The following is a 22,273-nucleotide window of genomic DNA, read 5'->3' on the forward strand; positions in this document are numbered from 1 at the left end:
GGCGGCCTTTTTTTGTGCGCCATCGCATCCGTTCGGGCGGTTGACGCGCTGCGGGAAAGGCGGCACGGGGAATGGTCATGAAACCTTGTCGCGCCCAAGCACCGGACGCGTCCGCTGTCGGGCGCATGGAGGCTGCGGAGGCGGCCTTGCGCGAGGGCCGTTTCACCGCTGCGGAGGCGGCCTATCGCGTGGCGCTGGCGTACGCGCCGCAAAGCGTTGCGGCCTGTCTGGGCCTGGGGGACGCGCTGTGCGGCCAGGGCCGCCTGCAGGAGGCCGGGGCGGCCTATGCCTGCGCCGCGCGCCTGGACCCCGCTTCGGCCGCCGCCTTGCGCGGCCTCGGGCTGACCGCTTCGGGCCTTGGCCGCCACGACGAGGCCGTGGCCCTGCTCGGGCGCGCCGTGCGCCTGCATCCCAGGGACGTCCAGGCCCATTTTCTGCTCGCCGAAGCGCTTCGCGCGCTGGGGAGGCCCAGGCAGGCCGCCGCGTATTACGGACAGACACTGCGCCTTGCGCCGGGCCATGCCGCAGCCACGCTCCATTATGGCCTGGCGCTCGTCGCGGACGGGCGCGTCCGGGAGGCCGTGACGTGGTACGAGCGGGCCTTGCAGGAAAATCCCGGCGACGTGCTGCTGCGAAACGACCTGGGCCACGCCCTGCGGCGGATGGGCAGTTCGGAGGCGGCACGGGAACAGTTCGCCGCGCTGCTCGCACAGCAGCCGGGTTTCGTCCCGGCCCTGGTCAATTACGCCGTAACCTGCCGGGATCTGGGCGACGGCGCCGCGGCCGAGGCTGCCTGCGACGAAGCCCTGGCACGTGCTCCCGACTATTGTCCGGCGCTTTTCACGCTGGGCGTGTTGCGCCAGGACGTGCGGCGGCACGAGGAGGCCCTCGCGCTTTTCGACCGCGTGCTGGCGCAAGCGCCGGACAACGTGCCCGCGCGCTGGAACAAGGCCTTGTCCCTGCTCGCGCTGGGGCGGCTGGCCGAGGGCTTCGCCCTCTACGAAACGGGACTCGGGCACAAGGACCTGCGTGGCATGCCGCCCGATCCGTCCCGGCGGCTCGCGGGCAGACCCCACGCCGGGGAGCGGCTGTTGCTTTGGGCCGAACAGGGATTTGGCGATGTCATCCAGTTCATCCGCTACGCCGCGCTGTGCAAGGCTTGCGGTGCCGAAACCGTGGTCGCCTGCCCGCCGGCCCTGCATCGCCTGCTTTTGCGCTGTCCCGGCGTGGACGCCGTGTGCGAAGAGCCGGCCGAGGCGCAATACGACCGCTGTGTCGCGCTCATGAGCCTGCCGCACTGTTTCGGCACGACGCTTGACGACATCCCCGCCGAGATCCCCTATCTGTCCGTGAGCGAGGAGGCCCGCGCCGCCTGGGCGTCGCTGCTGCCATGCGACGGCCGGCCGCGCGTGGGCCTGGTCTGGGCGGGCGGCCTGCGCCTGGACATGCCCGAGGCGCGGCTCGCGGACAGTCGCAGGAGCCTGCCGCTTACGCGCCTGCTGCCGCTTCTTTCTCGCGAGGATATCGCCTTCGTCAGCCTGCAAAAGGGCGAGGCGGCCGGCCAGATCCGGGAACTCGGGCTGGAAGGGAGGCTCGCCGACCCCATGGATGGCGTGCGGGACTTCATGGATACGGCGGCCATCGTGGCCGGGCTCGACCTTGTGATCTCCGTGGATACGGCCGTCGTGCACCTGGCTGGCGCTCTCGGGCGGCCGGTGTGGGTACTGTCGCGCTTCGACGCCTGCTGGCGCTGGTTGTGCAACCGGGAGACGAATCCGTGGTATCCCGGGGTGCGGGTGTTCGGCCAGCCCGCGCCCGGGGACTGGGACGCGGTCGTGGCGCGGGTCGCGGGGGAACTGGCGCGCTTTGCGCTGGAGCGGGAGTGAAAATCATGCGGCAAAGGAGGCGGGGATGCGCGGGATGATGCTGGTGGCGCTCGGCGTCGTCGTGGTTTGCGCGGCGTTGTGCGGACAGGCGGCGGCGGCCGGCAAGGTGCAGGTCACGCCGCAGATGCGCAAGGTGCTGACGGAAAAGCTGACGCAGCAATGCCTGGCGCAGGAGGCGGAGTTCGCCCGCAAGGGCTACACCCGGGCGCAGACCGCCGCCATTTGCCGCTGCGCCATGCAGCAGACCGGGGCGCTTCTCAATTCCAACACCGTGGACTACATCCTGACCCACGGCGTCATGCCGCCGGACATGCAGCGCAAGGTCGCCTCGGCCACCGGAGCCTGCATCAAAGCCCACACCGGCAAGCCGGCCCCGTAGCGTATTTTCTTCCGGCTTGGGGCCTGTCGCGCCCCCCACCGAGGGGGTCCGGGGGGCATCATGCCCCCCGGCAGGGTTCGGGGCAGCGCCCCGATTCTCTCCTCTTCCCTTCTTCTCTCCCTATTCCACCTTCACCAGCTCGTACTGCGGCGTGCCGAGGCCGACGGCCGCGCCGTGGGCGAAGGTCACGTCGCCGCGCGTCCATTTCCACAGCGCCGCGAACTTGTCCTCGCCCGGGTCCGGGCCGTGTTCGAGCTTGCAGTCCGGGCAGGCCGCCTGGGCGTTGACGAGGTCCAGGCAGGCCCTGTCCAGGGCGACGGGGTCGGTCGAGGCCAGAAAGCCGATGTCCGGCACGATGGGCGCGTCGGACCAGGGCACGCAGTCGCAGTCCGGGGTGACGTTGGTGAGGAAGTTGAAAAACGCGGTCTTGCCCGGTTTGCCGCTGACCGCGCCCAGGGCGTATTCCACCAGCCGCTCCATGAACGGCACGATTTCCGTGTGCCAGTCGATGCGCATGGCCTTTTTCGGGCACACGGTCAGGCATTCGCCGCAGCCGACGCACAGCGCCTTGTCGATGGCGGCCTTCTTGTCGTCCATGGCCGCCGCGCCGGTCGGGCACACGCGCACGCACTCGCGGCAGCCGATGCATTTCTTCGGTTCCACCACGAAGCGCACGCTGTGCTGGTCCTGCTTGCCGGCGCGCGTCGCGCAGCCCATGCCCAGGTTCTTGACCGCGCCGCCGAAGCCCGCCAGTTCGTGTCCCTTGAAATGGGACAGCACGATCAGGCTGCCGGCGCGCGCGATGTCGCCGGCGACCTTCACCTTTTCGAAGTGCTTGCCCGGGATGGGCACCTCGATGACGTTGCTGCTGTCCAGGCCGTCGGCGATGATGACCGGCGCGCCGAGCACGGCGTAGTCGAAGCCGTGCTCCACGGCCGTGGCGATGTGGTCCACGGCGTTGTGGCGGCTGCCGGAATAGAGCGTGTTGGTGTCGGTGACGAAGGGCCGGCCGCCGCGCGCTTTGACCAGCTCGACCACGGCGCGCACGTGGCTCGGGCTTATGTGGGTGTCGCAGCCGCGTTCGCCGAAATGGACCTTGATCGCCGTCAGGTCGCCCCTGGCGACGGTTGCGGCGAATCCCGCCGCCTCGAAGAGCTTTTTGATCTTGGCGGTGCGGTTCTTGTTGGCCGCGCGGGCGCGCAGGTCGGCGAAATAGACCTTGGCGGGCTCGCGCGTGGCGTCATTTGACATCGGGTACGTCCTTAGTCGGTCGCGCCGGCCGCAGACGGCGCGCCCGCTTTGCGCTCCAGGGCGTCGAGGCGCTCGGAAAGCCGGGCCAGGGCCTCGTGCTGCTCCCGGCGCTGCGTTTGGAGAAATTCCTCGAGCACGGGTGCCGTGCGCAGGTGCAGGTCGGCTTGCGGGAAGGCGATCTCGATGCCCGCCTCGCGGAAAAGCCGGTCGATGGCTTCGCGGATGGCGCAGGTCTGCGTCACGGCGTTCGAGACGTCGGCCAGCCATACGCGCAGCCGGAAGTCCAGGGTGCTCGCGCCGAAGTCCCAGTGCAGCACGGCCGGGGCCGGATTGCCGAGTACGGCCGGGCACTCGGCCGCCGCGGCAAGGAGCAGTTCGCGCACCCTGGCCGTGTCCGAGCCGTAGGCCACGCCCACGCAGATGTCGCGGCGCACGCTCGGGTCCTTGTGGCTCCAGTTGACGATCTTGCCGGAGATGAGCTCGGAATTGGGCACGAACACCGTGGCGTTTTCCAGGGTGAGCACCTCGGTGTTGCGGATGTTGACTTCCTTGACCACGCCCCAGGTGTCGCCGAGCTGGATGGTGTCCCCGGCCTGGACGGAGCGGCCGAAGAGCAGGATCAGGCCGCTGATGAAATTGTTGACCATGGTCTGCATGCCGAAGCCGATGCCGACCGACAGGCCGCCGGCCACCACGGCCACGCTGGTCAGGGAGAGCCCGAGCACGGACATGACGTACAGGACGTAAAGCCCCCACCAGGCGTAGCTGTTGATGGTCAGAAGCGAATCCTTCGCCCCGCGCTCCACGGCGCGGCGGCGGCTGGCCACCTCGGCGATGAAGGTGGCCGTGAGCGCGATCATGGCCTTGGTGACGTAGAAGCCGATAAGCAGCAGCGCCAGCTTCTTGAGGCTGATGCCCACGGATTCCACCTGCGTTTCCGTGGTGAGGATCTCCAGGAACACGTTCTCGCCGCCGAACTGGGTGGAGAGCAGCCACAGGAAGCAGAACAGGAAACACAGGAAGAAGAACGGGTAGCCCGCGCCCGCGGCGATGCCGAGCAGCACCGGCGTTTTGCCCTTGTGGTGTTCGACCATGCGCTGGCCGAGCAGGCCCGTGGTGAGGCTCGAGAAACGCAGGGCGAGCGTCACGTAGAAAAGCGCCGAGGCGCACAGGATCGCGGTCTGCGGCAGGCCGCACAGGGCCACGACGGCCACGGCGGGCAACAGCAGGGTCTGCGCCCGGGTGATGCCCCGGTCCAGATGCTGGTTGGGCGGCGTCCGGCGGTGCCGCCGGTTGCAGATCAGGGTCGCGATCAGGAGCCAGACGACGAGGATCGGCGTCATGAGCACTTCGGGCACACGCACCGCCTCGAGGAACAGCCCCAGGGCGAAAAGTCGCCAGGTGGGCCAGAGCACGGGCGGATGGTAGGTCCCGGGGCGCGTCTGGCGCAGCCGCGTCACGTGGACCAGGGCGGCGGTGAGCGCGATTTCGCCGATGGAACTCAAGGTGGTGAAAAGGAAAAACGGCGCGCCGTGCGAAAGCGCCATGAAAAAAACGCCTCCGGCCACGCAGATCGCCGTCTTGGGCAGGCTGCCCCGGGCGGGGCCGGACAGGCGGCCGCGCCGGGCGGCGAGGAAGATCGCGCCGAGCGAGACGACAAGGACCGCCAGCGCCGAAAACGCCGCCGCCCACAGCGCCTTGCGCATCACTTCCTGGTTGTGGGGCGTGGCGAGCAGTTCCGAGCCGAGATTGCGCCACAGTTCCCAGTCCTCCATGTCCTGGTCCAGGATCTTGAGGAAGCGGGGCGAGAAGGGGGTGGGGAAGGTCTCGGTGTAGTAGCCCTTCCAGGCCGGGGTCAGGGAGGCGGAGAGTTCCGTTTCCGCGGTCCTGACCTGGGCGTCCAGTTCGCGCAGCGGCGCGGTCTGGGCGGCGATGGCGTCGCGCATGGCCGTGACCTGGCCGCTCAGTTCGGCCATGGAGTCGCGCGAGGGCTCGATGTCCTTGCGGAAGCGTTCCGGAATCTCCTGGTTGGCCAGCTCCGTGAGCCGCTCCTTGAAGCTGTCGAGCAGGGCCACGCTCTGCTCGAGGTTCGCCCAGGCCTGTTCGGGCCGTTGGGAGAGCCTTGTCACGTCCTGGCGCAGGCGCGAAAATCCGGCCAGCGCGTCGCGGATTTCCCAGGGGTCCGAGGCCGTGGCCTGCCACAGGGCGAGCCGGGCGCGCTCGTGGGTCAGCCGTTCCATTTCCAGGGTTTCGCTGGCGGCTTCGGCGAGGTAGCGCGTCTTGTAGGCCTCCAGCCGCTGGTGGATGAGCTGGTCCTGCTTGCGCAGCGTGTCGAGGATCAGTTGCCAGTCGGTGTCGTCGAAGGCGAAAAGCGCAGTCCCGCCGGCAAAAACCAGCGCGAGAGCGCAAAGGAACGTGAAGACGGCGCGGCGGGGCGTCATGTCACGCTTGATACGGGCAAACGGCCCCGGCTGTCCATGGGGGTCAGCGCGGCCCGTCCTTCCTGCCGCCGCGGCCCACGGCCCAGTCGATCTGGCGGCACACCCCCATGAGCAGGTTGAACTCCTGGCGCTTGAGCCCCACGCGCTCGATGAAACGGCGCACGGGCAGCATCCAGTAGTCCGGGTTGTCGGGCTTGATGAAATCGATATCGAGCAGCGTGCGGCGCAGCGCGGCGAAAAGCGCCTCGCGCTCGGCATGGGTGGCGGCGCGGGAGGGAGTGGGGCCGGCGGCGCGGCCGTCCGCGTCCCCCTTGGCATGGGCCGCCTTGAAGATCTCGTAGCACAGCAGGAGCACGGCCTGGGCCAGGTTGAGGGATGTGGCCTCGCCGGCCGTCGGGATGTTGACCAGGCGCGAGCACAGCTGCGTTTCCCTGTTGGAAAGCCCGGCGTCCTCGGGGCCGAAGACCACGGCCACCTTGCCGCCGTCGGCCAGGGCGCGGCAGGCCTCGGGCGCCGCCTGCTCGGGGGTGATCACACCCGTGCGCCAGCCGCCGAGGCGCGCCGTGGTGCCGTAGACCACTGTCGCGCCGGCCACGGCTTCGCTGAGCGTGGGCACGATTTCCAGGGTGTCGAGCAGAAGCCCCCCCTTGCTCGTGGCCATGGGCCGGGCGCGGTCGAGGTCGAAGGCGGGCGGATCGACGAGGATCAGGCGCGACACGCCCATGTTGGCGCAGGCCCGGGCGGCCGCGCCGACGTTTTCGGAAAATTTCGGCCTGAAAAGCACGATGGACAGGGCGTCGAGCATGGCGGGTCCGCTTGTTCGCTGGCGTAGGCCGGCGGCGACGCGCGCCGTCGCCGGCCCCGGGCGGGCTTGTATCGGAGGCGGCGCGGCCCCGCAAGGGAACAAGGCCGCGCCGCGGTCTAGAACATGTAGCGCAGGTAGTACCCGGCCGTGGGGTAGGCCCAGATGCCTTCGCGCAGCGCCTTGGCCGGGATGCCCTGGCGCATGGCCAGGGCGACCACGTTGATGATCTCCTCGGCGGCGTGGCCGAGGATGTGCGCGCCGAGGATGCGGTCGTCCCCGGGCGAGACCAGGGTCTTGGCGTAGCCGGCCGTTTCCCCAAGGCGCTTCCAGGGGAACGAGGAGGCGAGGTCGGTCTCTTTTTTGACGCACGACAGGTCGCGCGCGCGACACTCCTCCTCCGTGAGCCCCGCCATGGCGAGCGGCGGCAGGGTGAAAAGCACGCTCGGCGTGCCTGTGCGGTCGATGGTTTCGCTGTCGCCCGAAACCATGTTTTCGCCCGCGACATGGCTTTCCAGATCCGCCGTGGGGGTGAGCGCATAGGGCGCGTCCAGGCAGTCGCCCGCGGCGTAGACGTCGGGATTTCCGGCGCAGCGCAGGTGCGCGTCGACCGTGACGCCGCGCGAGGTGGCCGCGATCCCCGCCGCGTCGAGCCCCAGGCCCGCGAGCGCCGGCGGCCGGCCGGCGGCGTTGACCACCATGTCCGCGGCAAAAACGCCCCGGGGCGTCTCCACGGCAAGGCCGGCCGCGTCGCGGCGGATGGCCGCGACCGGGGCATCGAGCACCACTTCCACGCCCATGGCCCGGGTGGCGGCGACGAGCCGCGCGACCGCGTCCTGGTCGAACCGGCGCAGGGCCGCGTCGCCGTGGGTGAGGATGGTCGCCCGGGCCCCGCACACGGCGGCCACGTGGGCCAGCTCGAAGGCGATGAAGCCGCCGCCGAGGAAGGCCACGCGGCCGGCCAGGGCGTCCATGTCCAGGAAGGCGTCGCTCGTGGACAGGTGTTCGGCGCCGGGAAACGTGAAATGCTTGTGGGTCGCGCCCACGGCGATGAGGATTTTTTTTGCCGTCAGTTCCGTCTCGCCCACGCGCACGCTGCGCGGGCCGGTGAAGACGCCCCGGCCGCGCACCACGTCGATGCCGGCCTCGCGGTAGGACGCTTCCACGCGGGCGTCGATGGGGGCGGTGAACGTGCGCTTGAAGGCCATCAGCGCCGCCCAGTCGAGGGCCGGCCCGCCGGTGAGCCCCTTGCCGGCCAGGTGGGCGGCGGCGGCCATGGCCTCCGGCGCGGCCATGAGCACCTTTTTGGGATTGCAGCCCGTGTGCGGGCAGACCCCGCCGAGGAGCCCGGCCTCGATAACGGCCACGGACCAGCCCGCCTCCCGGCAGCGTCTGGCCGCCGGACCGCAGGCCGGGCCGCCGCCCAGAACCACCAGATCGTATGCGCGCGTCATGACGTATCCTTTGCCGGGCGAAAGCCCGGGCTTTGGCTTTTTTCAGGACACAGGCTACCATGATTCGCCCGGCGGGGTAAGGGGCGGACCCTTCAAACGCATACGGAGGCGGACATGGGAACGCACTACGAGTACGACCTGCTCGTCCTCGGCGGCGGCGCGGCCGGGCTCACGGTCGCGGCCGGGGCGGCGCGCCTTGGCGTGAAAACGCTCCTCGTCGAGCGCGAGGCGCGCCTGGGCGGCGACTGCCTGCACTTCGGCTGCGTGCCGAGCAAGACCCTTCTCGCCACGGCCCACGCCCGCAGCCTCCTTGCCCGGGCCCGGGACTTCGGCCTGCCGGAGGTGCCTGCGCCGCCGGTCGATTTCGCCGCCGTGCGCCGACGCATCGAAACGGTCATCGCCGCCATCCAGGAGCACGACTCGCCCGAGCGCTTCGCGCGCCTGGGCGCGGACGTGCGTTTCGGCGAAGCCCGTTTCTGCGACGACCATACGGTGATCCTGGACGGCAGGCGCATAAGCGCCGACCGCATCGTCGTGGCCACGGGCTCGAGCGCGGCCGTGCCCGCCATCCCGGGGCTGGCGGAGGCCGGGTATCTCACCAACCGCGAGATTTTTTCCCTGGAAGCGTTGCCCGAAAGCCTGGTCATCCTCGGCGGCGGGGCCGTGGCCGTGGAGATGGGGCAGGCGTTTTCGCGCCTGGGCAGCCGCGTGACGCTCGTGCAGCGAAGCGCCCGGCTGCTCACGCGCGAGGACCCGGACCTGTCTGCCGTGGTGGCCGCGCGCCTGGCCGCCGAGGGCGTGGAGGCGCGCCTCGGGGCCACGGTCACGGCCGTTTCCCGCGCGCCGGACGGGACGCGCGCCGTGGCGCTCACCCGTGACGGCCGTCGCGAGACGGTCAGCGGGGCGGAAATTCTCGTCGCGCTCGGGCGCACGGCCAACCTGGACGGCCTGGGCCTTGACGCGGCCGGGGTTGCCCGGACAAAAAAGGGCCTTGCGCTGGATGCGCGGCTGCGCACGTCGCGGCCCCACATCTTCGGCGCGGGCGACGTCACGGGCGAACACCTCTTCACCCACGCCGCAGGCTACGAGGGCGGGGTGGCGCTGGCCGGCGCGGTGCTGCGCCTGCCGCGCCGGGCCGACTACCGGCATCTGCCGCGCTGCGTCTACACCGAGCCGCAACTGGCCGTGGTCGGGGCGACCGAGGCCGAGGCCCGGGCGCGGGGAATACTCGGCGACGTGGTCGTGGAGCCCTTTTCCGGCAACGACCGGGCCCGGGCCGAGGGCGAGGACGCGGGGTTTGTCAAACTCGTGCGGGACCGCAAGGGGCGGCTCGTCGGCGTCGGCATCGTCGGCCCGGCCGCCGGGGAACTGGCCGCGGCCTGGGCCGTGGCCCTGGCCGGCAAGGTGGGCTGGGGCAGGCTCGCCGGCGCGGTGCTGCCCTATCCGACCCTGGCCGAGACGGGCAAGCGCGCCGCGGGCAGGGGGCTCGAGGCGAAACTTTTTTCCCCGTTCGTCCGACGTGTCCTGGGACTGCTTTGCGGCTACCGGGGACGCGGGCCGCAGCCGTGAGGCGCGGCGGCCGGGACGGCAACACGAAAGGAGCGAGGATGCCGGCGCAAGCCGCAAAACCGGTGCTGGTCATGGTCCTCAAGGGCTATCCGCGCCTGTCCGAGACGTTTATCGCCAACGAGATCGCGCTGCTCGAGTCCCTGGGCTTTCGCGTGCGCATCGTCTCCATGCGCGATCCACGCGAGGCGCTCCGCCACGCCGCCATCTACCGCATCAAGGCCCCGGTGACCTATCTGCCGGACCGCATCCTGCCGGCGCTCGGCGAGCTTCTCTACGAAAACGTGCGCGCGGCCCTGGATTCGCCGGCCGGCTACGCCAGGGCGTTCGGGCGCATGCTGCGCCATTTGGCCGCCACGCGGCGCTCGGCCACGCTCAAGCACCTGCTCCAGGCGGGGTTCCTCTGCCGCCGCGCCCTCGCCCCGGGCGAAAACGTCCATTTGCACGCCCACTTCGCCCATTCCCCGACCTCGGTCGCCCTGTACGCCGGGCTGATCAAGGGCCTGCCCGTGAGCTTCACCGGCCACGCCAAGGACGTCTGGACGCAGGCCCCGGAAAAGCTCGCGGACAAGATCGGCAAGGCCGCCTTCGTGGTCACCTGCACGCAGGCCAACGCCGCGTACCTGCGCCGGCTCTCGCCGAACGGCACGCCGGTTTTCGCGGTGTACCACGGCATCGACCTCAAGCTCTTTTCCGACGCCCATGCCGCGCCCGAGGCCGGGCCGCCCTGGCGCGTGCTCAGCGTGGCGCGGCTGACCGCCAAGAAGGGCCTGGACACCGTGCTCGACGCCCTGGGCCGGCTGGCCGGAGAGGGCGTCGCGTTCACCTACGACCTCGTGGGCGCGGGCGAGGACCGCGAGGCGCTGGCGGCGCAGGCGAGGCGGCTCGGCATCGCCGACCGCGTCACCTTCCACGGCGCGCTCCCGCACGAGGCGGTGCTCGGGCTCTACCGCCGCGCCCATGTCTTCGTCCTCGGCTGCCGCGTGCTCGCCAACGGCGACCGCGACGGCGTGCCCAACGTGCTGGTCGAGGCCATGGCCATGGGCGTGCCCGTGGCCGCGACCGACGTCTCGGCCCTGCCGGAGCTGGCCCGAAACGGCGACACGGCCCTGACCTGCCCCCCGGACGCTCCCGAGGCCCTGGCCGCTGCCGTGCGCCGGCTGCTGGAGGACACGGCCCTGCGCGCCCGGCTGGTTGCGGCGGCCAAGGCGGCCGTGGCCCGTGATTTCGACAACACGGCCAACACGCGCGCCCTGGCCGCCGTCTTCGCCCGCCACGCCGGCCGCCCTGCCGGGGCGTTCGCGGCCACGGTCGCGCCGCCCGGCCCCGCGTCTGCCCCCGCGTCCGGCCCTGTGCCCGGCCCCGCGTCCGGCGTTTCGGACGCCGCGCCGTGAAAGTCGCTCTGTATGCGCCGCTCAAGCCCCTGGACCACCCCGTGCCCTCGGGCGACCGCACCATCGGCCGGGAACTGGCCGCCGCCCTGGCCGGGCACGGCATCGAAACCGTGGTCCCCACGCGGTTCCGCGCACGCTGGTTCTCGGCCCGGCCGCTGCTGTGGCTGAAAGCCCTGGCCGCCCGGCGCGAGGCCCTGGCCACGGCGCGCCGGGAGGGGACCCGCGCCTTCGTCACCTACCACGCCTACTACAAGTCCCCGGACGTGATCGGCCCGTACGTGGCGCGCGTGCTCGGCATTCCCTACGTGATCTTCCAGGGCATCCATGCGACGAAAACGCGGCGCAGGCTGGCCACGTGCCTGGGCTATGCCCTCAACCGCCGGTCGCTTTTGGCCGCGGACGCGGTTTTTTCCAACCGGAAGCTGGACGTGGCCAACCTGTTGCGCCTTCTGCCGCCGGAGCGCGTGGTCTACGTGCGTCCGGGCATCGACCCCGGGGAATTCGCTTTCGACGCCGCGGCCCGGCGTCGTCTGCGCGGCGCGTGGGGCGTGACCGACGCGCCCGTGGTGGTCACGGCGGCCATGTTTCGTGACGACGTCAAGGCGAAGAGCCTGGCGTTTCTCTTCCTGCGCCTGGGCGAGCTGGCCCGCCAGGGAGTGCCGTTTTTCCTGGCCGTGGCCGGGGACGGGGAGATGCGCGAGCCCCTTGCCGCCCTGGCCGCGCGGGAGTTGCCGGACCGGCACGTGTTTCTGGGGCTCGTGCCGCGCGGCGAACTCGGCGCGGTCCTCGGCGCGGGCGACCTGTTCGCCTTTCCCGGCATCGGGGAATCCCTCGGCATGGTCTACCTGGAGGCGCAGGCGGCCGGGTTGCCCGTGGTAGCCCTGGCCGACGGCGGCGTGCCCGAGGTGGTCGTAAACGGCCGCACGGGCTTTCTCACGCCTCCGGGTGACGCCGCGGCCTACGGCGACGCCCTGGCGCGATTGCTCGACGACAAGGCCCTGCGACGCGCCATGGGCGAGGCGGCCGCCCGGTACGTGCGCGCGGAGCACGACAGGGCGGTCAATTACGGCGCGGTGGCCGAGCGCCTGTGCCGGCTGGTCGGGCGGCGCTGAAATTGTTGCTGGCCGGATTGTTTCTTTTCGATTATTAAGAAATCGTTCTGACTTTTAAATATAGGCGAATTGATGCGGTCTTCCGGAAGGGGTGAAAGCAGTCCCGGGAGGCCTGGAGTCATGGCCATGGGCAATCTCTGCGAAACCCTGCTACGCGATCTCCCGCCCGCTGCGCCGCTGACGCTTGGTCTGTGGACCTCCGCCGCCACCGCCGCCCGGACCCTTCTCGACGCCGGCTCCGGCGAAGCCCTTGTTCTCGACGCCGGCCGGCCGCTTGGCGTGGTCACCACCCGCGGGCTGACGCGGGTGCTCGTCCAGGCCCCGGACAAGGCCGCGCACCTGGCCGTGCGCGATCTCATGGAACCCGTGGCCGTCACCCCGGACGGCGACGCCCTGCCGGCGGCCGTGCGGCATCTTTTGGCCGCGCCGTCGCGGCGGCTGGCCGTGGTGGACGCCACGGGCAAGGCCGTCGGCATCCTGGCGCCGTTTCACGTGGCGCGGCTGTGCGCCGGGCTCGACGAACTGTGCGGTCGCACCGTGGCCAGCGCCATGGCCCGGGCCGTGGTCACGGCCGGGCCCGGCGAGATGCTGCGCGCCGTGCTCGACCGCATGGTGCGCATGGGCGTGGGCGGCGTGGTGGTTGTCGAAGCGGACAAACCGCGCGGCATGTTCACGGCCCGCGACGCGGTGGCCCTGCTCGCCGGGGGCGAGGACGTCCAGGAAGCGCCGGTTTCGGCGGTCATGCGCGTGCCGGTCGTGGCCATCTCGCCGCAACTGGCCCTGACCGAGGCCGTGCGGGGCATGGACGGGGCCGGCGCGGGCCGTCTCGCCGTCACCGACGCCGCCGGCTATCTGGTCGGCCTGCTCGCCTGGACCGACGTGGCGCGGTCCCTGTCCTCGGTCCTTGCCGAAGCCGAAGGCGCGGCCCTGCGCGAGCGCGCGGACCTCTACCACGACCTCTACGACAACGCCGCGCCCGGCCTGTTCCGCCTGGATCCTTCGGGACGGCCCCTTGCCGCCAACAGGACCCTGGCCCGGCTGCTGGGCTACCGGGACGTGGCCGATTTCCTGCGCCAGGCGCGAAATCCTTCGCATCCCCTGCGCCTGGACGTGGCCGAGCGCCGGGATCTGCTCGTACGGGCGCTGGCCGAGCCCGGGCCCGTCGCTTTCGAGACGCGGGCCTTTTCACAGGACGGCACGGCGACGCGGCTTTTTTGCTCCCTGCGCGTCAAGCGCGATGCGCTGGGCGGTCCCCGCTACCTGGAAGGGACGTGCGCCGTCCCCGCCGCAGGCGCGGGCGACGCCGGGCGCGGGGAGGACAACGGCTACCGTTCCATCGTCGAACACCAGACCGAGCTGATCTGCCGCCTCGACGCGGACATGCGCCTCCAGTTCGTCAATGCCGCTTTTGCCCGCTACTACGGGCGCACGCCCGAACGCTGCGTGGCGGAAAATTTTCAGCCCGACGTGCCGGAAGAGGATGCGGCCCTGCGCCAGTCCAGGATGCGGGCGATTTGCCCCTCGCGGCCGACCACGGGGTACGAGCACCGCGTGCGCCGCCCGGACGGGCGGGAACGCTACCAGCGCTGGACCTGCCGGGCCATCTTCGACGCCGCCGGCAAGGTGCTCGAGTACCAGTGCGTCGGCCGCGATGTCACGGCGCGCCGCCGCGCCCAGCACAAGCTGCGCGGCGAGGCCCTGCTCGCCCGGACGCTGCTCGATGCCCTGCCGGTTCCCGTATATTCCAAAAGCGCCGACCGGCGCTACAGCGGCTGCAACCAGGCTTTCGAATCCCTGGTCTCGGTGCCGCGCGAACACCTCGTTGGCAAGCGTTTCGAAGAGATCTTCGAGGACAGGGAGGCCGCTGCCTATGCGGCCCTCGATACGCAGTTGCTGGCCCGCGGCGGCAGGCAGGTCTACGAGGCCACGCTGGCCACGACGGGCGGGGAGCGGCACCTCCGCTTGTACAAGGCTTGCGTGCGCGACGCGGATACGAGCGAGCCTTATGGGCTGGTTGGCGTCGCCCTGGACGTGACCGACCGCCACCGGTCCGAAGCCGCGGCCGCCGCGTTGCGCGCGGACCTGGAGGCGGACGCGGCGCGTCTCTCCCGCGAACTCGAAGCGGCGCAGGCCGAGAGGGACCGGGCGCTGTCCCGGCAGCGCGAGGATGCGCAGTTTCTCGACACGGTCCTGTCCGCCGTGGGCGAAGGCGTGTGCGTGCTGTCGCCGGACATGACCGTGCTGTCGGTCAACCGCGCCATGCGCAGCCTGTACGCCGAGGAAGGGGAAATTGTCGGCCGCAGCTGCCACGAGGTGTTCCACGGCCTGGCCACGCCCTGCCAGGACTGCCCGTCGCTGCGGGCCCTGGCCACGCGCAAGCTCGCCATGAGCGTGGTGCCGCGGGTCGTCGACGACCGGCAAAGCGGTTGGGTCGAGCTTTTCTGCTATCCGCTTCTCGGCGACGACGGCGCGGTGCGGGCCATTATCGAGATCGTGCGCGATGTCACGGCCGGGCGCAAGATGGAGGCGGAACTGGCCGCCGCCCTGGAGCGCGCCGAGGCGGCCAGTCGGGCCAAGGGTGCCTTTCTGGCCAACATGAGCCACGAGATACGCACGCCGCTCAATGCCGTGCTCGGCTACGTCCAGCTCATGCGCGGCGACAGCCTCGAGGCGCGCCAGCGCGAGCGCCTGGCCGTGGTCGAGGAATCCGCGGCCACGCTGCTTTCGCTTATAAACGACATCCTCGACTACTCGAAGATCGAGGCCGGGCGCATGGAACTCAAGGCCGAGTCCTTCGACCTGCCCGCCTGTCTGGAGGCGGTGCTCAAGGAACAGGAGGTGCTCGCCCGCGACAAGGGCCTGTCCCTGGCCCTGGAAATCGCGCCCGACGTGCCTCGCGACATCCGGGGCGACGGCCTGCGCCTGCGCCAGGTGTTGCGCAACCTCGTCAACAACGCCGTCAAGTATACCGACCAGGGCGGCGTGACGCTCCGGGCCGGCCGTGTCGGCGAAACCATCGGGCCCGGCGGCGAAGGGCGGCGCGTGGTGCTGCGCCTGACCGTGAGCGATACCGGCGTGGGCATCCCCTCCGACCAGCAGGCCGCCATTTTCGAGAGTTTCACCCAGGTGGACGGGGGCCTGACCAAACGGCAGGCCGGAACCGGGCTGGGGCTGGCCATCTGCCGGCTCCTGGCCGGGCTCATGGGCGGCGAGGTCCGCATGGAAAGCGTTCCCGGGCGGGGCAGCTCCTTCTGGCTCGAATGTCCCTTCGCCATGGCCGCGCCTGTGTCCCGGCCGCAGGAGGCGGTCCTGCCGTCGCGCACGGGCGCGTTGCCGCCGCTTTCCATCCTCCTGGTCGAGGATAACCGCATCAACCGCGTCTTCGCCACCGACCTTCTGGAGAGCCGGGGACACCGGGTCGTCGCCGCCGAGAACGGCCGGGCCGCCCTGGAGTGCCTGGCCGTGTCCCCGGTGGACGTGGTGCTCATGGACATCCAGATGCCGGTCATGGACGGGCTGGCCGCCACCCGCGCCATCCGGGCCGGGCATATGGGCATCGACCCCGCCGTGCCCGTGATCGGGCTTTCCGCCTACGCCCTGGACCACGAACGCGAGCGCTTCCTGGCGGCGGGCCTTGACGACTACATCGTCAAGCCCATCGACGTGGAGCTTTTTTTCGAGGCCGTGCGCCGCGTGTTGTCCCGCCATGGACGCCCGCCGGCCAGGGCCGGCGAGACGGTCGGGAGAAGCAAGGGCGTGCTGGACACGGCCGCGCTTTTTGCCCGCTACCGCAACAAGGCCGGCCTGCTCATCCGCGTGGGACGGGAATTCATCCGTTCGCTGCCCGAGCAGCTCGCGGCCATGGACGCCGCCCTGCGCGAGGGCGACATGCGGGTGTGCGAGCGCGTGGCCCACACGCTCAAGGGCAATGCGGCGATGTTCGGGGCCACGGCCATGCGCGAGGCGGCCGCGGCCTTGGAATCCGCCGCCGCTGCGGATGATGCGACCAGGGTCGATGCCCTCGCGCCCGGGTTTCGCGAGATCTGCCGGGAGGCGCTGGCGGGCATGGACGCCTTTCTTGGGCGCATGGGCGGCTAGGCCGCGTGCCTTTTCCCGGAATTTCTGGCAGGATCTCCTCCATGCCGACGGGAAGGGCCTCGTTATGGGACGCACGGTATTTTATCTGCTGCGGCACGCCGCCACCTACTGGAACAGGGAAAAGCGCATCCAGGGCCAATGGGACAGCGAACTTTCGCCCGCCGGCAAGGAGGCCGCCGCCGCCCTGGCAGCGCCGTTGGCCACGCTCGGGTTTTCCCGTGTCGTCGCGAGCGACCTCGGCCGGGCCAAGGCCACGGTCGGCATCCTCAACCTGCGCCTGCGTCTGCCCGTGACCCTCGACAAGCGGCTGCGCGAGCAGCATTTCGGCCAATGGACCGGCAAGCTCTGGCGCGATGTGCCGGCTGACGCCCTGCGCGCGGCCGAGGCCGCCGGCTGGGGCTTCACCCCGCCGGAAGGGGAGTCGCGTGAGGAAGTGCGGCTGCGCGCCGTGCACGCCCTGAGCGACGCCGCCCGGGCCAACACCGGCAGGACCGTGCTCGTCGTTTCCCACCAAGGGGTCATCAAGGCCGTGCTTTACCATCTGCTCGGCCGGGCCTACCTGCCCGAAGAACCCCGGGCCTTCGATCCCGACAGGCTCCAGCGCCTTGTCTGCCAGGACGGCGTCCTGTCCGTGGACGCCCTGGACGTGGCGCTGCCCGAAGCGCCGCAGGTGTCCGCAGCGCCGTGAGGATCGCCGTCTACTGCCAGCATGTCCTCGGCATGGGGCACCTTTTCCGCACGCTCGCCATCGTCGAGGCCCTTTCCGGCCACGAGCGCCTGCTCGTCCTCGGCGGCCCGCGCACGCCCGCGTCCGTGCCCGAGGGGGTTGCCCTGCTGCGCCTGCCGGAACTCTCCATGGACGCCGCGTTCGGCGCGCTTTCCCTTGCCGGCGAGGCCCTCGAGGCGGTGCGCCGCGCGCGCCGGGAGGCGCTCACCGGGGCGCTGCGCGATTTTTCCCCGGACGTCTTTTTCGTCGAGCTCTATCCCTTCGGCCGCAAGGCCTTCGAGTTCGAGCTTCTTCCGGCCCTCGAGGCGGTGCGCCGCGCGGGGGGGCGCGCCGTGTGCGGCGTGCGCGACATCCTGGTCGAGAAAAAGGACCAGGCCGGCTACGAGGCCCGGGTGCTCGACCGGCTGGGGAAATATTACGACGGCGTGTGCGTGCATGCCGATCCGGCGCTCTTCCGGCTCGACGCCACCTTTTCCAGGGCGGCGGACATTCCCGTGCCCGTGCGCTACACGGGCTACGTGGCCGGCGCGACCGCGAACGGCCGCCCGGTTGCCGCGGTGCGCCGGCAGCTTGGCGTGGCGGGGGGGAAGGAGCTTGTCGTGGCCAGCGCCGGGGGCGGCAAGGTCGGCGGCGAACTGCTCGCCGCGCTGCTCGCCGCGGCACGGGATTCGCCGCGCCTTTCCCGGGCGGCCGTGCGCGTCTTTTCCGGGCCGTTTTGCCCGGACGACGTTTTCGCCGGGCTTGTCGCGGCCGCGGAGATGCTGCCCGATGCGCGCGTGGCCCGGTTCGCCGACGCCTTTCCCGATGTCCTGGCCGCCTGCGACCTGTCCGTGAGCCTTGCCGGTTACAACACCGTCATGGCGCTGCTCGCCGCCGGGGCGCGGGGGCTGGTCCTGCCTTTCGACCAGAACCGGGAGCAGCGCATGCGGGCGGAGAGGCTTGCCGAACTGGGGCTCCTCGGCATGCTGGCGCCGGACGCGCTTGCCCCGGCGGTCCTTGCCGCGCGCTGCGTCGCCGCCCTGGACGCGCCGCGCCCGCCCAAGGCGGCCATCGACCTGGGCGGCGCGCGGGGCACGGCGGCGATCCTGGCCTCGTTTTAAACGCGGCGAAACAGCGCGTCCCCGGAAACGATCCTGCCTCCCGCGTCGCGGAAGAAATCGTACATCCCGTCAAGCCTGAAGCCGAATGCCTTGAGAAACGCCTCCAGTTCCGGCAGCAGCGCCTGCCCGGCGTAGAGCGGCAGCAGCGCCGCCTCGGCGACAACGACCGAAACGCCCGGGAGGAGCTTCGTCGCGCCGCGAAGCGCCGGCAGTTCGTAGCCCTGCAGGTCGAGCTTGATCACGTCCGCGCAGGCAAGCACCGTGTCCAGGCGCGCCACCGCCACCTGTTCCGTGTCCGTGACCGCAAGGGCCTCCCCGGCGTATTTGCCGAGGATGCCGGTCGGCGGCAGCAGCGAGGACAGCGTCGGCCGGTTCATGACGGCAAGGGGCAGCATGGTTTCCGTTTCACCCAGAGCCAGGGCGTGGGCGCGCACCCGGACGTCCCCGGCAAAGCGCTTGGCGAGCTTGCGGACCAGCCGCGTCTGGGGCTCGAAGGCTTCCACGCGCGCCTGGGGGAACGCCGCAAGGAGCCGGGCCGCCACATTGCCCTTGTTGGCACCGCCGTCCACGATCACGGGCGCGTGGGGCAGGGGCAGCGCCTCCAGACGCAACAGCCAGCCTTCTCGGGTCATGAAGCCTGTCCCGGCCCGGGCAGGGCGGCCGCTTCGTCTTCCCCGGCGTCCTCTTCCTCGGCGTCGCCCTCGAACGGGGGCAGGGGTTCGCTTAGCGGCCCGAGCGGCAGCTGGACCGTGAAGGCCGCCTCTTTGCCGATCTGGGAAAAGGTCAGGGCGCCGCCCATGTTTTTGACGATGCGGTAGGAAAGCGGCAGCCCCATGCGCTCGTCGCCCTCCTGGAAGGGCAGGAAGAGCAGATCCGGTTCGCGCACCGGCAGGGAGGTGGTGAAGGCCACGTCGAGGTGGGCGAAACGGGCGTGGCGCGAGGAGGCGATTTCCACCCGGCCGCCCTCGGGCAGGTTGCGGGCGGCGAAGCGTACGAGGCTCGTGACCACCTGCGTGAGCAGTTCCGGGTCGAGCTGGAGTTCCGGCAGGGCCGGGGCCAGGTGCGTGCGCGCCGAAATGTCCCGGGTGGAGAATTCCGGGGCCAGGAATTCCAGGGCGGCGGTGACGATGGCGCTTAAGGCGCACTGGCGCGGCCGCAGGTCCACGGGGTGCAGGTAGGTGCTGATGCGGTTGAGGATGTCCTCCAGGCGGCGGGCCTCGGCCAGGATGATGGCCGCCTCGCGACTTTCCGGCATGCGGGCTTGCAGGCGGTGGGCGAAGCCGGCGATGGAGAAAAGCGGGTTCCTGATCTCGTGGGCCACTTCGGCGGAGATCGCGCCCAGGGTCTTGAGCTTTTCCTCCTGCACCACGAAACGCTCGAGCTCCACCCGGTCGGTGATGTCCACCACGATGCCTTCGATGGAGGCGGCCTCGCCGCCTTGCGTCGGCCGCGCCGAGGGGATGGCCCGCAGCAGGGCGTGGATGGTGGCCCCGTTTTTGTGCACGAACCGGCATTCCTCGGTGCGCGCGCGCTCCCTCGAGCTGAAGCCGCGGCGGCACAGGGCGCGCACGCGCTCGCGGTCCTCGGGATGGACGCAGGAAAAAAACCAGTCCTGCGCGGTGAGCGCCTCGCCCCGGGAATAGCCGAGCAGCTGGCGGCAGAACTTGTTTATAAACGCCAGGTTGCCTGCGGCGTCCAGCACGAACACGAGCAGCGGCAGGTTCTGCACGAGGTTGAAATAGCGTTTTTCGGCCAGGCGCACGGCGCGGGACAGGTGCTCGCGTTCGAGCACCGCCTCCAGGGCGTGGTCGAGCAGGTCGAAGCTCACGATGGGTTTTTGCAGGTAGTCGGCCGCGCCCATGCGGAAGGCGCGGACCACGCCCGCGATCTCGTCCTGGCCCGAAATGATGATCACCGGCGGCGGCTCGCCGCCCTCGCGCCCGAGCGCGGCCAGCACCTCGAAGCCGTCGAGCCCCGGCAGGCGCAGGTCCAGGAGCACGGCGTCGGGTTTTTCGCCGGCCACGAGCGAAAGCCCCGTGCGGCCGTCCGCGGCTTCGACCGTCGCATATCCCGATCCGGCCAGCCAGAGCACCAATGCCCGGCGGACGTCGGCATCGTCCTCGACGACGAGAATTTTGGCTTTTTTGTCGGACATGGCAGGACTCCCGGGAAGACGGGTTGCGGTCGAGCCTACTCCAATCGGGCGCGTATCGCCAGGGGCGGCGTTCGGCGGGGCGGTCATTTTTTGTTGTTGCAAAAGTGTCAACTTCCATCTAGGGGGAATTTTCGTCGTGCCGTCCTCGCGGAGCGGGCCGATACGCCGCAAGGCGTTTCGGACCACCCCGTCCGGGCGGATGGAGACACGGCGCGGCTGTGGCGCGATCGACAAAATCGTTACGAGAGGGGGAAACTCATGAACGCGGCGGATACCGCCTTTGTGCTCATTTCGGCTGCCCTGGTCATGCTCATGACCCCGGGCCTGGCCCTGTTTTACGGCGGCATGGTCCGGGGCAAGAACATCCTCGGCACGCTCATGCACTCCAACATTCTGCTCGGCACCGTCACCATCCTGTGGGCCATCGTCGGCTACTCGTTGGCGTTCGGCGGTGACATCGGCGGCTTCATCGGCAACCTGGACTTCATGTTCCTCAAGGGCGTCGGCACGGCGGCCAAGGAAGGCGTGGACAACATCCCGCACCTGGCCTTCATGATCTTCCAGTGCATGTTCGCCGTCATCACGCCGGCGCTCATCACCGGCGCGTTCGCCGAGCGCATCAAATTTTCCGGATTCGTCCTTTTCACCTGCCTCTGGCTGATCGTGGTCTACTGCCCCATGGCCCACTGGGTCTGGGGCGGCGGCTGGATGGCCAAGATGGGTGCGCTGGACTTCGCCGGCGGCGCGGTGGTCCACATGAGCTCCGGCGCGTCCGCCCTGGCCGCCGCGCTCTACCTGGGCCGTCGCCACGGCTACGGCAAGCAGGCGTTCATTCCGCACAACCTGCCCCTGACCATCCTCGGCGCGGGCCTGCTCTGGTTCGGCTGGTTCGGCTTCAACGCCGGCAGCGCCCTGGCCGCCAACGGCCTGGCCGCCTCGGCCTTCGTCACCACCCACCTCGCCGCCGCGGCCGCGGCCGTCAGCTGGATCGTGGTGGAGTGGCTGCACCGCGGCAAGCCGACCACGCTCGGCATGGCTTCCGGCGCGGTGGCCGGGCTCGTGGCCATCACCCCGGCGGCGGGCTTCGTCGAGCCCATGCCGGCCATCCTCATGGGCCTGGTCGCCGGCGCGCTGTGCTACGGCGGCGTGCTCATGAAGGGCGTGTTCAAGTACGACGACTCCCTGGACGTGGTCGGCATCCACGGCCTCGGCGGCACCTTCGGCGCCCTGGCCACGGGTCTTTTCGCCACCACGGCCGTCAACGACGCCGGGGCCAACGGCCTGTTCTACGGCAACCCCGGACAGTTGTGGATCCAGTTCGTGTCCGTGGTCGCCACCTGGGCGTTCTGCTTCGTCATGTCCCTGATCCTCTTTAAAGTCGTGGACTTGATGGTCGGTATTCGGGTAAGCCAGGACGACGAGAACAAGGGTCTCGACGTCAGCCAGCACAGCGAAGTCGGCTACCAGCTCTAACGAGGGGAGAAGGAGCGCGCCATGAAGAAGATCGAAGTCATCACCCGGCCTTACAAGCTGGACGAGATCAAGGAAAAGCTCACGAGCATCGGCATCAAGGGCATGACCGTCTCCGAGGTCAAGGGCTTCGGCCGGCAGCGCGGCCACACAGAGGTCTACCGCGGCGCCGAGTACCAGGTCGATTTCGTGCCCAAGGTCAAGATGGAGCTGATCGTCGAGGACGGCGTGGCCGCCGAGGTCATCCGCGCCATCCAGGCCGCCGCCCAGACCGGCGAAGTGGGCGACGGAAAGATCTTCGTCTCCACCATCGACGAGGTCATCCGCATCCGTACCGGCGAAACCGGCAACGCGGCCGTCTAGCCGGGCGGCGGGGAATCTTCCCCGGCCCCGTCAATCCCTCACACGTCGCCGGGGAGGAGAGCGGATACGCGCGCT

The 22,273-nt window shown here is 70.4% G+C and carries 16 protein-coding genes; 10 read left to right on the plus strand and 6 right to left on the minus strand.

The features are described from left to right. Window positions 1-77: 77 nt before the first annotated feature. Together Q368_RS0103685 and Q368_RS0103690 are read left to right on the plus strand one after the other, a co-directional pair. Window positions 78-1,886: a tetratricopeptide repeat protein gene (locus Q368_RS0103685; RefSeq protein WP_162179625.1), complete on the plus strand. Its 1,809-nt coding sequence runs from the start codon at window positions 78-80 to the stop codon at window positions 1,884-1,886. A gap of 25 nt (window positions 1,887-1,911) precedes the next feature. Then, window positions 1,912-2,265, plus strand: coding sequence for a hypothetical protein (locus Q368_RS0103690; RefSeq protein WP_029457402.1), 354 nt, complete (start codon window positions 1,912-1,914; stop codon window positions 2,263-2,265). Window positions 2,266-2,385: 120 nt separating this feature from the next. On the opposite strand, the gene Q368_RS0103695 is transcribed toward Q368_RS0103690, so the two are convergent. From Q368_RS0103695 to Q368_RS0103710, 4 genes are all read right to left on the minus strand, one after another. Continuing rightward, on the minus strand, window positions 2,386-3,516 hold the full coding sequence (locus tag Q368_RS0103695; RefSeq protein WP_029457404.1) for a DUF362 domain-containing protein: 1,131 nt from the start codon (window positions 3,514-3,516) through the stop codon (window positions 2,386-2,388). 11 nt (window positions 3,517-3,527) lie between these two features. Continuing rightward, the gene (locus tag Q368_RS0103700) at window positions 3,528-5,957 is read right to left on the minus strand and encodes a mechanosensitive ion channel domain-containing protein (RefSeq protein ID WP_052360014.1); all 2,430 of its coding nucleotides are present in this window, start codon (window positions 5,955-5,957) and stop codon (window positions 3,528-3,530) included. 43 nt (window positions 5,958-6,000) lie between these two features. Beyond that, window positions 6,001-6,762 carry an RNA methyltransferase gene (locus Q368_RS0103705; RefSeq protein ID WP_029457407.1) on the minus strand — a complete coding sequence of 254 codons (762 nt, stop codon included), beginning with the start codon at window positions 6,760-6,762 and terminating at the stop codon, window positions 6,001-6,003. Window positions 6,763-6,878: 116 nt separating this feature from the next. Further along, the gene (locus Q368_RS0103710) at window positions 6,879-8,213 is read right to left on the minus strand and encodes a dihydrolipoyl dehydrogenase family protein (protein ID WP_029457408.1); all 1,335 of its coding nucleotides are present in this window, start codon (window positions 8,211-8,213) and stop codon (window positions 6,879-6,881) included. 114 nt (window positions 8,214-8,327) lie between these two features. Between Q368_RS0103710 and Q368_RS0103715 the strand changes: the two genes are divergently transcribed. The 6 genes from Q368_RS0103715 to Q368_RS0103740 all read left to right on the plus strand — a co-directional run bounded on the left by Q368_RS0103715 (window position 8,328) and on the right by Q368_RS0103740 (window position 18,210). After that, window positions 8,328-9,782, plus strand: coding sequence for a dihydrolipoyl dehydrogenase family protein (locus tag Q368_RS0103715; protein ID WP_029457410.1), 1,455 nt, complete (start codon window positions 8,328-8,330; stop codon window positions 9,780-9,782). 38 nt (window positions 9,783-9,820) lie between these two features. Continuing rightward, window positions 9,821-11,173: a glycosyltransferase gene (locus Q368_RS0103720; protein ID WP_052360015.1), complete on the plus strand. Its 1,353-nt coding sequence runs from the start codon at window positions 9,821-9,823 to the stop codon at window positions 11,171-11,173. Beyond that, window positions 11,170-12,285 carry a glycosyltransferase family 4 protein gene (locus Q368_RS0103725; RefSeq protein WP_029457413.1) on the plus strand — a complete coding sequence of 372 codons (1,116 nt, stop codon included), beginning with the start codon at window positions 11,170-11,172 and terminating at the stop codon, window positions 12,283-12,285. Before Q368_RS0103720 ends, Q368_RS0103725 begins: the two co-directional genes overlap by 4 nt. A 126-nt stretch (window positions 12,286-12,411) precedes the next feature. Beyond that, a complete protein-coding gene (locus tag Q368_RS0103730; protein ID WP_029457415.1) occupies window positions 12,412-16,383 on the plus strand; it encodes a PAS domain-containing protein in 3,972 nt (1,323 codons plus the stop codon). A 64-nt stretch (window positions 16,384-16,447) separates the two neighbouring features. Beyond that, on the plus strand, window positions 16,448-17,071 hold the full coding sequence (locus Q368_RS0103735) for a histidine phosphatase family protein (protein ID WP_029457417.1): 624 nt from the start codon (window positions 16,448-16,450) through the stop codon (window positions 17,069-17,071). Then, the gene (locus tag Q368_RS0103740; RefSeq protein ID WP_029457419.1) at window positions 17,068-18,210 is read left to right on the plus strand and encodes a glycosyltransferase family protein; all 1,143 of its coding nucleotides are present in this window, start codon (window positions 17,068-17,070) and stop codon (window positions 18,208-18,210) included. The genes Q368_RS0103735 and Q368_RS0103740 overlap by 4 nt, the downstream gene beginning before the upstream one ends. Here Q368_RS0103740 and Q368_RS0103745 read toward each other — a convergent pair. Both Q368_RS0103745 and Q368_RS0103750 read right to left on the minus strand, forming a co-directional pair. Beyond that, window positions 18,207-18,842, minus strand: a complete 636-nt coding sequence (locus Q368_RS0103745; RefSeq protein WP_029457421.1) for an FkbM family methyltransferase — start codon at window positions 18,840-18,842, stop codon at window positions 18,207-18,209. The genes Q368_RS0103740 and Q368_RS0103745 overlap by 4 nt on opposite strands. Further along, window positions 18,839-20,365 (minus strand): ATP-binding response regulator, encoded by a 1,527-nt coding sequence (locus tag Q368_RS0103750; protein ID WP_029457422.1) that lies wholly within the window; start codon window positions 20,363-20,365, stop codon window positions 18,839-18,841. The genes Q368_RS0103745 and Q368_RS0103750 overlap by 4 nt, the downstream gene beginning before the upstream one ends. 258 nt (window positions 20,366-20,623) lie before the next feature. On the opposite strand from Q368_RS0103750, the gene Q368_RS0103755 reads away from it, so the two are divergent. Together Q368_RS0103755 and Q368_RS0103760 are read left to right on the plus strand one after the other, a co-directional pair. After that, a complete protein-coding gene (locus Q368_RS0103755) occupies window positions 20,624-21,838 on the plus strand; it encodes an ammonium transporter (RefSeq protein WP_029457425.1) in 1,215 nt (404 codons plus the stop codon). Window positions 21,839-21,859: 21 nt separating this feature from the next. Next, window positions 21,860-22,198, plus strand: a complete 339-nt coding sequence (locus Q368_RS0103760; RefSeq protein WP_029457427.1) for a P-II family nitrogen regulator — start codon at window positions 21,860-21,862, stop codon at window positions 22,196-22,198. The last annotated feature ends 75 nt before the right edge of the window (window positions 22,199-22,273 follow it).

Source organism: Solidesulfovibrio alcoholivorans DSM 5433 (assembly GCF_000702665.1).
In the GTDB taxonomy this organism is placed as follows: Bacteria; Desulfobacterota; Desulfovibrionia; order Desulfovibrionales; family Desulfovibrionaceae; genus Solidesulfovibrio; species Solidesulfovibrio alcoholivorans.

Coding starts and splice junctions, on each gene's coding strand:
- Q368_RS0103685 (WP_162179625.1), top strand. CDS start 78: ATGAAACCTTGTCGCGCCCAAGCACCGGACGCGTCCGCTGTCGGGCGC.
- Q368_RS0103750 (WP_029457422.1), bottom strand. CDS start 20,365: ATGTCCGACAAAAAAGCCAAAATTCTCGTCGTCGAGGACGATGCCGAC.
- Q368_RS0103705 (WP_029457407.1), bottom strand. CDS start 6,762: ATGCTCGACGCCCTGTCCATCGTGCTTTTCAGGCCGAAATTTTCCGAA.
- Q368_RS0103710 (WP_029457408.1), bottom strand. CDS start 8,213: ATGACGCGCGCATACGATCTGGTGGTTCTGGGCGGCGGCCCGGCCTGC.
- Q368_RS0103700 (WP_052360014.1), bottom strand. CDS start 5,957: ATGACGCCCCGCCGCGCCGTCTTCACGTTCCTTTGCGCTCTCGCGCTG.
- Q368_RS0103755 (WP_029457425.1), top strand. CDS start 20,624: ATGAACGCGGCGGATACCGCCTTTGTGCTCATTTCGGCTGCCCTGGTC.
- Q368_RS0103745 (WP_029457421.1), bottom strand. CDS start 18,842: ATGACCCGAGAAGGCTGGCTGTTGCGTCTGGAGGCGCTGCCCCTGCCC.
- Q368_RS0103695 (WP_029457404.1), bottom strand. CDS start 3,516: ATGTCAAATGACGCCACGCGCGAGCCCGCCAAGGTCTATTTCGCCGAC.
- Q368_RS0103760 (WP_029457427.1), top strand. CDS start 21,860: ATGAAGAAGATCGAAGTCATCACCCGGCCTTACAAGCTGGACGAGATC.
- Q368_RS0103715 (WP_029457410.1), top strand. CDS start 8,328: ATGGGAACGCACTACGAGTACGACCTGCTCGTCCTCGGCGGCGGCGCG.
- Q368_RS0103690 (WP_029457402.1), top strand. CDS start 1,912: ATGCGCGGGATGATGCTGGTGGCGCTCGGCGTCGTCGTGGTTTGCGCG.
- Q368_RS0103720 (WP_052360015.1), top strand. CDS start 9,821: ATGCCGGCGCAAGCCGCAAAACCGGTGCTGGTCATGGTCCTCAAGGGC.
- Q368_RS0103735 (WP_029457417.1), top strand. CDS start 16,448: ATGGGACGCACGGTATTTTATCTGCTGCGGCACGCCGCCACCTACTGG.
- Q368_RS0103730 (WP_029457415.1), top strand. CDS start 12,412: ATGGGCAATCTCTGCGAAACCCTGCTACGCGATCTCCCGCCCGCTGCG.